Origin of the sequence: Streptomyces mesophilus (genome assembly GCF_040300965.1) — a bacterium.
Lineage (GTDB): Bacteria > Actinomycetota > Actinomycetes > Streptomycetales > Streptomycetaceae > Streptomyces > Streptomyces mesophilus_A.
This window is the reverse complement of record NZ_JBEPEW010000215.1, coordinates 1-10,093: the sequence shown is the minus strand read 5'-3', so window position 1 is coordinate 10,093 and position 10,093 is coordinate 1. Positions and strand designations below refer to the sequence as shown.

Here is a 10,093-nt window from a genome sequence, read left to right as displayed (position 1 = left end):
CCACCGGGCTCCTCGACGGTCGGCGCGCCACCACGCACTGGCACTACACACGGGCGCTCGCGGCCCGGTACCCGCGCGTGCAGGTGGACGAGAACGTGCTGTTCGTCGACGAGGGCCCCGTGCTGACCTCGGCCGGCGCCGCTTCGGGCATCGACCTGTGCCTGCACATCGTGCGCGGCGACCTCGGGGTGGCCGCGTCCAACCACGCCGCCAGGCGTCTGGTCGCCGCCCCCTACCGCAGCGGCGGCCAGGCGCAGTACGTGCCGCGCAGCGTGCCCGAGCCGCTCGGCGAGCGGTTCGCCGTGACCCGCGAGTGGGCGCTGCACCGGCTCGGCGAACCGCTCACCCTGGACGAACTGGCGCGCCAGGCAGGGGTGTCGGCACGCACGTTCTCCCGGCGGTTCGCCGAGGAGACCGGGTACACGCCGATGCAGTGGGTGCTGCGCGCCCGCCTCGATCTGGCCCGTGAACTGCTCGAACGCTCGCAGCGCAGCGTCGAGCAGATCGCCGCCGACGTCGGGCTCGGCACCGGCGCGAATCTGCGGATGCATTTCCAGCAGATCCTCGGCACCACACCGAGCGAGTACCGGCGCACCTTCACGCGAGGTATCTGACCCGCGAGCACGCGCATCCGGGCGACTGGCGGGATCCTTTCGAACCATGGCGATCCCGCCACTGTCCGCACGAGGCGCGGCGAGCGAGCCTGGTGGCGAAGGACAGACGGAAAAGGGGACACCACTCATGACTCGCATCGCCATCAACGGATTCGGCCGCATCGGACGCAATGTGCTGCGCGCCCTGCTCGAACGCGACAGCGCCCTCGAGATCGTCGCCGTCAACGACCTCACCGAGCCTGCCGCGCTCGCCCGCCTGCTCGCCTTCGACAGCACCTCCGGACGGCTCGGCCGCCCCGTGACCGTCGACGGGGACACGCTCGTCGTCGACGGCCACCGCATCAAGGTGCTCGCCGAACGCGAGCCCGCCCAGCTGCCCTGGGCCGAACTCGGCGTCGACCTCGTCCTCGAGGCCACCGGCCGCTTCACCTCGGCGAAGGCGGCCCGCGCCCATCTCGACGCGGGCGCCCGCAAGGTCCTGGTCAGCGCGCCCTCGGACGGCGCCGACATCACGCTCGCGTACGGGGTCAACTCCGACGCGTACGACCCGGCCCTGCACACGATCGTCTCGAACGCGTCCTGCACCACGAACGCGCTCGCGCCGCTCGCCCAGGTCCTCGACCAACTCGCGGGCATCGAGCACGGGTTCATGACGACCGTGCACGCCTACACGCAGGAGCAGAACCTCCAGGACGGCCCGCACCGCGACCCCCGCCGTGCCCGCGCCGCCGGCGTCAACATCGTGCCGACCACGACCGGCGCCGCCAAGGCGATCGGCCTGGTCCTGCCGAACCTCGACGGCAAGTTGTCCGGCGACTCGATCCGCGTGCCCGTACCGGTCGGCTCGATCGTCGAGCTCAACACCACCGTCGCCCGCGACGTGACCCGCGACGAGGTGCTCGCCGCCTACCGCACCGCGGCCGAGGGCCCGTTGGCCGGGGTCCTGGAGTACTCCGAGGACGCGCTCGTCTCCTCCGACATCACCGGCAACCCGGCCTCGTCGATCTTCGACTCGGCGCTCACCCGGGTCGACGGCCGCCACATCAAGGTCGTCGCCTGGTACGACAACGAGTGGGGCTTCTCGAACCGCGTGATCGACACCCTCGAGCTGCTCGCCGCCGGCTGACCGGACGGACCTGTGCTGGTGGCCCAACGGTGCCACCGGCACGGGTAGGTCACCTCAGACCGTTGTAGTGGCCAGCGGTTCACGACGAGTGTGCTCCCCCATGGGGTACGTGAATCGAAGAACCACGCACATAGGCCTGTCGGCCGCGGTGCTCGGCGGACTGCTCACATCGGTCCAGTCGGCATCCGCCGCCGCGGCGCCTTCCGCCACCGGACAGCAGAAGGTCATCGTCGTGCTCGACGGGGCCTCGGCGATCGAGGCACCCGCGGGTGCCTCGAAGGACGCCGAGCCCGCCGAGGTCAAGGCCGAACGGGCCGGCATCGCCGAGCAGCAGAAGGACTTCCTGGGCCGCGCGAAGAGCGCCGGGGTCGACCCGAAGTCCGTGCGCAAGCTCGGGCTCCTGGTGAACGCCGTGGCGATGACCGTCGACGCGGACGAGGTCGCGCAGCTGAAGAAGCTGCCCGGGGTCAAGTCCGTGGTGCCGGACGCCCGCATGAAGGTCACCATGGCCGATGCCAATGAACTCGTCGGCAACACCGACGTATGGCAGCGCAAGGATGCCGAGGGGCAGAAGGTCACCGGCAAGGGCGTCACGGTCGCCGTCATCGACTCCGGTATCGACTACACGCACCCCGACCTGGGCGGCTGCCTGGGCGAGGACTGCAAGGTCGTCGGTGGATACGACTTCGTGAACGACGACGCCGACCCGCTGGACGACAACGGGCACGGTACGCACGTCGGCGGCATCGTCGCCGCCAAGTCCGCGACGGACAACGGTGTCACGGGTGCCGCGCCCGACGCCGAGCTGCTCGCGTACAAGGTGATGAACCAGGACGGCTACGGCGAGATGTCCGACATCATCGCCGGCATCGAGGCGGCCGCCGACCCGGCCAACCCGCACCGCCCCGACATCATCAACCTCAGCATCGGCGCCACCGGACCCGGTATCGACGGCACCGACCCGGTCGGCCTCGCCGCCACCGCCGCATCCGACGCGGGCATCCTCGTGGTCGCCGCGGCCGGCAACGACGGGCAGCAGTACGCGATCGGCTCGCCCGGTTCGGCGGACGGCGTCCTGACAGTGGGCGCCTCCACCTCCCGTACGCGGGTGCCGCACGCGGCCATCGGCGAGGACGAGATCCAGACGTACCCGGGTGTGATGACCGCCTACGGTCCCACCGAGCCGGCCACCGGTCGCGTCGTCGACCTGGGCTGGGGCGAACCGGCGGACTGGGAGCGCGCCGGGGACGTCAAGGGCAAGGTGCTGCTCTTCGCGATGCCGCCCGGGCAGACCGAGGAGGACGGCGTCCAGGACTTCGAGCAGAAGTTCTACGAGGAGGCCGAGAAGCGCGGTGCCATCGCCGTGATCGGCGGCGTGAGCCCGAGCGGCGCGCCGGTCGCCGCCGAGCAGGGCCGCGACCAGGCCGAGCGGCCGGAAGCGACCCCCAAGGGCGAGGTCAAGGCGGCTGCCACCAGCGGCACCCTCGGCACCGACCACTGGCGGATGGACAAGCTGGCGATCCTCGGTGTGGACCGGCTGACCGGTCAGGAGCTGGGCAGGCTGGCCGGCACCGACACCGAGATCACTGTCGGCTCCACCGACTCCAGCGACCAGATCGCCTCGTTCTCCTCGCGCGGCCCGAGCCCGCGCTTCGGCCTGGAGCCGGAGATCGTGGCACCGGGCGTGGAGATCCGCTCCACCGTTCCCAAGTCCCTTGTCTCCACCGGGTACTTCAGGCTCTCGGGTACGTCGATGGCTTCGCCGCTGGTCGCCGGGTCCGCCGCGCTCCTTCGCCAGCTGCACCCGGGCAAGAGCGCCGCCGAACTGCGCGACGAACTGACCGGCACCGCCAAGCCGCTCGACGCCGCGATCACGGCGCAGGGCGCGGGACGCCTGAACACCGAGGCCGCCGCCGACGCCCGGATCTCCGCCTCCCCGGCGACGCTGGCCTTCGGCCACCCCGACGCCGACGAGGACGAGGTCGAGGGGCGCAGGACCCTCACTCTGCACAACTCGTCGGACCGTGCGGTCAACGCCCGGGTACGCGGTGACGAGAAGGCGCGCGTCTCTCCGTCGTCCGTCCGGATCCCGGCGCACGGCAACGTCAAGGTGACCGTGTCCGCCGAGGCCGACCGGCCCGCCACCTACCAGGACATCACCGGCCGGATCTCGGTCGACCCGGACCGAGGCCCCGACCTCACCGTCCCGTACCAGCTCACCTTCGTACCCCTGGAGGTCGAGGCCACGCCCGACCCCTCGGACGGCACGGCGACCGTGTACGTCTACTCCCAGGTCGCGATCGAGTCCACGTCGAAGCTGAAGGTCGACCCGCGCCACGGCCGTTCGTACGAGGTGCCGCTGAAGAAGGCGGCGCCGACGCACTACGTCGCCGAGTTCAAGGACTTGGCGCCGGGCACCTACGAGCTGACCGTCGACGGCCGTTCCGTGTACGGCAACACGGTCTACGGCGCAGGGGCCTTCGAGGTCACCCGGGAGACCGAGTACAGCGGCAGGTGGAAGCCGGTCGGCCCGTACAGCGCCGGCGGCGACGTCACCCTCGCGCCGACCGCCCCGGACCAGGCCGTGGTGTCCAACGGCACCATCGGCGGAGCCTGGGTGACCACCGACAAGGGCAAGTCCTGGCAGCAGCGCACCCGGCTGCCGTTCGGCGGCGCCAAGCGTCCGCCGGTCATCGTGGTCGACTCGGCCGACGAGCGGCACTGGTGGTCCGCGGTCCGCTCCGACCACCCGCCGGTGCGCTATGGCGGCCTGCTCATGGAGACCCACGACAGCGGGCGCACCTGGACCAAGGTGAACGCTCCCGATTCCCCGTACACCAATCTGCTCTCCGACGCGAAGCATCAAGTCCTCATCGCCGAGGACGAGTTGGGTCAGTACACGGTCAGCCGTGACCGCGGCCGGACCTGGAAGGTCGAGGAGCTCGGCTTCCCGACGGACTACATCCAGTCCGTGCAGCTCGGCGGCGACGACCTCTACGGGTGGCACGGCAAGGACATCTGGGTGATCCGGGACTACGTGACCGGCAGCCCGAAGCCCGCGGAGAAGGTCTACACGGGCGTCGCCGGGCAGGTGCTGTTCGGGTACGACGTCTCCGGACCGCTCGTCACCGTGCAGGTGCAGGGCACCGACGCCGGCCTGCGGGTCAGCGGGGACGGCGGCCGCACCTGGACCAACACCAAGCGGCGGCCCAACGGCAACGTGAGCCTGTCGGCCGGGCAGATCCTCCACGACGACCAGGGCAAGCTCAGCCGCAGCGGCGACGGCGGCAAGACCTGGACGAGCGTGGACAAGCCCAACCGCAATGCCGTGGCAGGCGACTTCGACGTGTGGGCCGACGGCTCGCACACCGTGGGCTTCACGTCCGGCATCCTGCGCGGCGGCGAGGACGGCGCGTACGACAGGATCGGCGTCCAGGGCGGCACGGTGTCCTCGCTCACCGTCTCCGACGGCAACCTCCTGGCCGGCACCGCGACCGGCGTCTACCGCGCCCGTCTCGGATCGGCTGAACCCGACTGGGGCCAGGGCGAGTTCGAGGGTTCGACCGGCGCCGGCTTCCCGCTGATGCAGGCCTCCGGCAAGACGGTCTGGCGGGTCCTCGACGGCCTGTTCGGCTCCTCCCTCCAGCGCAGCACGGACGGCGGCACGACCTGGGAGGACCGCGGACAGCTCGACGGCGACCTCACCTCGCTCCTGGTTGACGCCGAGGACCCGGACAAGGTCACCGTCGGCTACGCCAACCGCCGGGCCGGCGGGGTGTACACCACCACTGACGGCGGGGAGAACTGGGCGTCGTACAACCACAAGCTGTACGTGGGCGCCCTGGCGCAGAAGCCCGGCTCCGACCGCCTGTGGCTCGGCGGTCCGCTCGGCCTGTGGTACTCCGACGACGGCGGCAGGACGCTGAAGAAGGCGGACGACAAGGAGACCACCGCGATCGCCTTCGAGGGTTCGCGGATCATCGCGGGCGGCCCGGACCTGCGCCACTCGTCCGACGGCGGACGGACCTTCCGTACCGGCGACTCGGGCGGGCTGCGGATGAAGGTCTCCGACATCGTGGAGATCGACGGCGACCTGTACGCCGGCACGCAGAGCCGCTGGGACTGGGGCAACCCCTTCGGGGGCCGCGGTGTGCTCAAGTCCGAGGACGGCGGCCGTACTTGGGACAGTCTCGCGCGCGGGATGCAGAACACCGACGTGCAGTCCCTCGTCGCCGATCCTTCGGGCAAGGCGCTGTACGCCGGTACGTACGAGGGGGGTGTGCTCCGGCTGACGCTGGACGACTGACTCCGAGGGTCTGGACGACTGATCCCCGGGGTCTGGACGATTGACCTCCGGGGGTTCGGACTGCCGACCCTGGAGGCGGGGCCGGCCCGGTTTCGGGCCGGCCCCGCCCTGTGTCGGTTCTGTGAGAACCCCGTGGACGCGGTGTCGTGGGCCCCGCTTATGCTGCGCGGACGATCACGCAGCACCTGGGGAGGGCGCGGCATGCTGGGGAAGCTGTTCGGCAGGGGTGGGGAAGGCCCGGCGGGGGATCCGCACGTCCTTGCTCCCCGCAAGGGCAAGCACGGGGTGTACACGCTTCGGGCGCTCGGCGACCCGCGGGTGCTCGCCGCCGTGGAGGCTGCCGACGCGGGGGACTGGACCGCGCTGAAGGCGGCCCTCGCGCCGTTCGACCTCGGCCGTGACCAGGCGGTGCTCGGTCAGCTGACCGAGATCGACGGCCTGGAGGAGTGGATCGTCCGGGCCGCCGACGAGGACGAGGAGCACCGGGCGACAGCGCTGCTGATCTCCGGTGCGCGCCACGTCAGCTGGGGCTGGGAGGCACGCACCTCGGCCCTCGCCAAGAACGTCACGCGCGAGCAGTGGCAGATCTTCTACGAGCGGCTGCGGATCGCCGAGGAGCACCTCCTTCGGGCCGCGGAGCTCCGGCCCGACTGGACCACGCCGTGGCGCCATCTGCTCACCTCGGCCCGCGGTATGTCCCTCGACGACAGCGTCAAGGAGGCCCGGCTCGCGGCCGGTCTGCGCCGCGATCCGCTCAACCTGGACATCCATCTGGAGTGGGTGTCGCAGCTGCAGCCCCGCTGGGGCGGCGAGCCGGGGCAGGCCCTGGAGTTCGCCCGCAAGGCCTTCGCCGCCGCGCCCGACGGGCACCGGCTCGGCTGTGCCGTCGCCATGGCGTACGTCGAGCACTGGGTGGAGTCGGACGACACCGACTGCCTCCAGGACCCCAGGATCCGCACCGAGTTGAGGGAAGCGGCGGAGCGCAGCGTCCTGCACCACGCGTACGAGCGCCGCCCGGGCTGGCAGGGCGACTACAACATCTTCGCCATGGCCCTCTCCCTGGCCGGCAGCAGCAAGGCCTCGAACGTCTTCCGCGAGCTGGACGGTGTGTTCACCGAGTGGCCGTGGACCTATATGTCGGACCCGCAGAAGGCGTACGCGCGCTTCCGCAAGGCCTTCTGAGCCGCCGCCTCTTCGTCTGCCCGCCGCCCACCACACTCCGGACTGCCCTATGAGCCTGCCCGAGAACACCGCCGCCGACCGCACCTTCCAAGTCGATCTGCGCGGCCTCGTCGACCTCCTCTCCCACCACCTCTACTCCAGCCCGCGGGTCTACCTGCGTGAGCTCATGCAGAACGCGGTGGACGCACTGACCGCCCGCCGCACCCTCGAGCCCCAGGGCAGTTTCGGCATCCGGCTGTACGCGGACGGCGGCGTCGTCCGCGTCGAGGACGACGGTGTCGGTCTCACCGAGGCCGATGTGCACACCTTCCTCGCCACCATCGGCCGCTCCAGCAAGCGCGCCGACAAGATCGCCGAGCAGCGGGCCGACTTCATCGGCCAGTTCGGCATCGGTCTGCTCTCCTGCTTCCTCGTCGCGGACGAGATCCACGTGGTCAGCCGCAGCGCCCGCACCCCCGGCGCCCCCGCCGTCGAATGGCGCGGCCGCGGCGACGGCAGCTACACCGTGCGTACGCTCCCGGCCTCGGCCCGCCCGCAGCCGGGCACCACCGTGACGCTCACGCCCCGTGCCGACGCGGCCGAATGGACCCGCCCGGCCCAGGTGCACGCCCTTGCACGGCACTTCGGCTCGCTCCTGCGCCACCCGGTGACCTTCGACGACGGCGCGGGCGGCCCCGCCGTACCCGTCAACCCGGAGCCAGCGCCCTGGTCCCTGACGCACCCGACGCCCGGTGCACGCAACCGCGCCCTGGCCGCGTACGGCGAAGAGGTCTTCGGTTTCAAGCCGCTCGACACCATCGAACTCGACCTGCCCGCCGTCGGGTTGAAGGGCATCGCCTGCATCCTGCCCGACGCCGTGCCGAGCGGCCGCCGTCACGGCCACCGCGTGCATGTCAAGGGCATGCTCCTGTCCGAACAGGCCCCGGAGATCCTCCCCGACTGGGCCTTCTTCGTCCGCTGCGTCGTCGACGCGGAGAGCCTGCGCCCGACGGCCTCGCGCGAGTCCCTGTACGAGGACGACACCCTCGCCGCCGTACGCGACGCCCTCGCCGAACGGCTTCGCGAGTGGATCGCCAAGGCCGCCGCCAGCGACCCGGACCTGCTCGCCCGCTTCCTCCAGGTCCACCACCTGGCCGTGAAGTCACTTGCCGTGCACGACGACGAGATCCTTCGGATGCTGCTTCCCTGGCTGCCGTTCGAGACCACCGACGGACACGCCACGCTCGACGAGTTCGCCCGCACCCACCGCACCGTGCTCGTCACCGCCAGCGTGGAGGAGTTCCGGCAGGTCGCCGCGATCGCCTCGGCGGCCGGACTCGGAGTCGTCAACGGCGGCTACACGTACGACCGCGAGCTCGTCCACCGGCTGCCCGAGATCCGGCCCGAGGTGAGCGTCGCCGACCTCGACCCGGAGACGCTCAGCGCCCATCTCGACCCCGTCGACCGCGAGACCGAACTCGCCGCCGCGGCCTATCTCGCGCGCGCCCGCGACGCCCTCGCCGTCTTCGACTGCGATGTCGCCCTGCGCACCTTCCAGCCCGCGTCCGCCCCGGCCCTGCTCATCGACAGCCGCGACGCCCGGCACGAACGCACCCGCTCCCAGCTCGCCCGCGAGCAGGAAGGCGGCCTGTGGGGCGACATCCTCGGCTCCCTGCGCCAGGAGGTGCCGCGGGCCCAGTTGATCCTCAACCAGCTCAACCCCCTGGTCCGCACCGCCGTGACCATCGAGGAGCCCGAGCTCGCCCGCACCAGCGCCGAAGCCCTCTACGGGCAGGCCGCGATGCTGTCGCGACGGCCGCTGCGGCCCGCCGAATCGAGCCTCATCAACCGCTCCTTCCTCGACCTGCTCGCCCACGCCCTCCGCAAGGACAGCTGACGATGCCGACCGCACCTCTTCCGCAGAACACCGACGAGCTCTACGAGGCGCTGCGCGACAACGACCAGCGCCCCTACGGCCGCACGCGCACCGTCACGGCCGAGGAACTCGTGGACGCGGCCGAGCAGTTCGACGATCCCGCCGCGCTCGCCGACGCCCTGCTCGAACTCCAGGAGGCGTACACCTACGGCTCCGAACCCCGTAAGTCCCCGGTCGTCTTCGCCCGGCTGCTCAACCTGTACGACGAGCAGCCGGACGTCTTCGACGAGCGCCGGCGCCACCAGCTCTTCTGGCGCTTCAAGTGGGTGGCGAACGCCCTGCTCTCGCTGCCCGAGGTACCGCTCGCCACACTGCGCCAGTGGCTGGCCGAGATGCGCGACCGCTACAGCAAGGCGGATCTCGACCTGCAGCCGTATTACGGGCAGGCGTACCAGCTCGCCGCCCACGCCGGCGAGGACACCGCCCTCGCCTACGAGTTGTGGGCGGCCCGAGCCCGCAGCCGGTACAGCGACTGCGAGGCCTGCGAGATCTGCGAACGCGCCCGCCACCACCTCGCGGCGGGCGACGACCAGGGCGCCCTGCGCGTCTGGGAGCCGGTGCTCAGCGGCAAGGACTCCTGCCAGGAGGAGCCGGCCCGCTCCATCTCGTACGCCTTGCTCGCGCTGCTCCGCACCGGTCAGGCCGACCGGGCCCGTGAACTGCACCTCGCCGGATACCGTGCCTGCCGCCGCAACCCCTCGACGGCCGGGGAGGTCGGCCGGCACCTGGAGTTCTGCGCCTTGACCGGGAACGAGGCGCGCGGTCTCGAACTGCTCGCCGAGAACCGGAGCCTGTTCGAGGAGGTGGACTCGCCGGCCGACCTGCTCTCCTTCCTCACCGGCGTGGAAGTCCTGCTCAGGCGCGTGGAGTTCCTCGGCCACGGCGAGCTCGCCGCCGCCGGCTACGCGGGCCGCACCTGGACGGTCACCGGACTGCGTGCCGAGGTGGGC

At 71.5% G+C, this 10,093-nt stretch carries 5 protein-coding genes and 1 pseudogene; all 6 read left to right on the top strand.

What is annotated here, in order from left to right:
• Positions 1-614, top strand: a 614-nt coding sequence (locus ABT367_RS38675; RefSeq protein ID WP_352258314.1) for a helix-turn-helix domain-containing protein, incomplete at its 5' end; no start/stop codon positions are given.
• A gap of 127 nt (positions 615-741) precedes the next feature.
• Positions 742-1,740 carry a type I glyceraldehyde-3-phosphate dehydrogenase gene (gap, locus tag ABT367_RS38670; RefSeq protein ID WP_352258312.1) on the top strand — a complete coding sequence of 333 codons (999 nt, stop codon included), beginning with the start codon at positions 742-744 and terminating at the stop codon, positions 1,738-1,740.
• Between the two features lie 109 nt (positions 1,741-1,849).
• Positions 1,850-6,046 carry a S8 family serine peptidase gene (locus tag ABT367_RS38665; protein WP_352258310.1) on the top strand — a complete coding sequence of 1,399 codons (4,197 nt, stop codon included), beginning with the start codon at positions 1,850-1,852 and terminating at the stop codon, positions 6,044-6,046.
• A 201-nt stretch (positions 6,047-6,247) separates the two neighbouring features.
• Positions 6,248-7,228 carry a hypothetical protein gene (locus tag ABT367_RS38660; RefSeq protein ID WP_352258308.1) on the top strand — a complete coding sequence of 327 codons (981 nt, stop codon included), beginning with the start codon at positions 6,248-6,250 and terminating at the stop codon, positions 7,226-7,228.
• A gap of 49 nt (positions 7,229-7,277) precedes the next feature.
• Positions 7,278-9,104 carry an HSP90 family protein gene (locus ABT367_RS38655; RefSeq protein ID WP_352258306.1) on the top strand — a complete coding sequence of 609 codons (1,827 nt, stop codon included), beginning with the start codon at positions 7,278-7,280 and terminating at the stop codon, positions 9,102-9,104.
• A gap of 2 nt (positions 9,105-9,106) precedes the next feature.
• Positions 9,107-10,093: pseudogene (locus ABT367_RS38650) on the top strand (hypothetical protein); the annotation flags it as partial.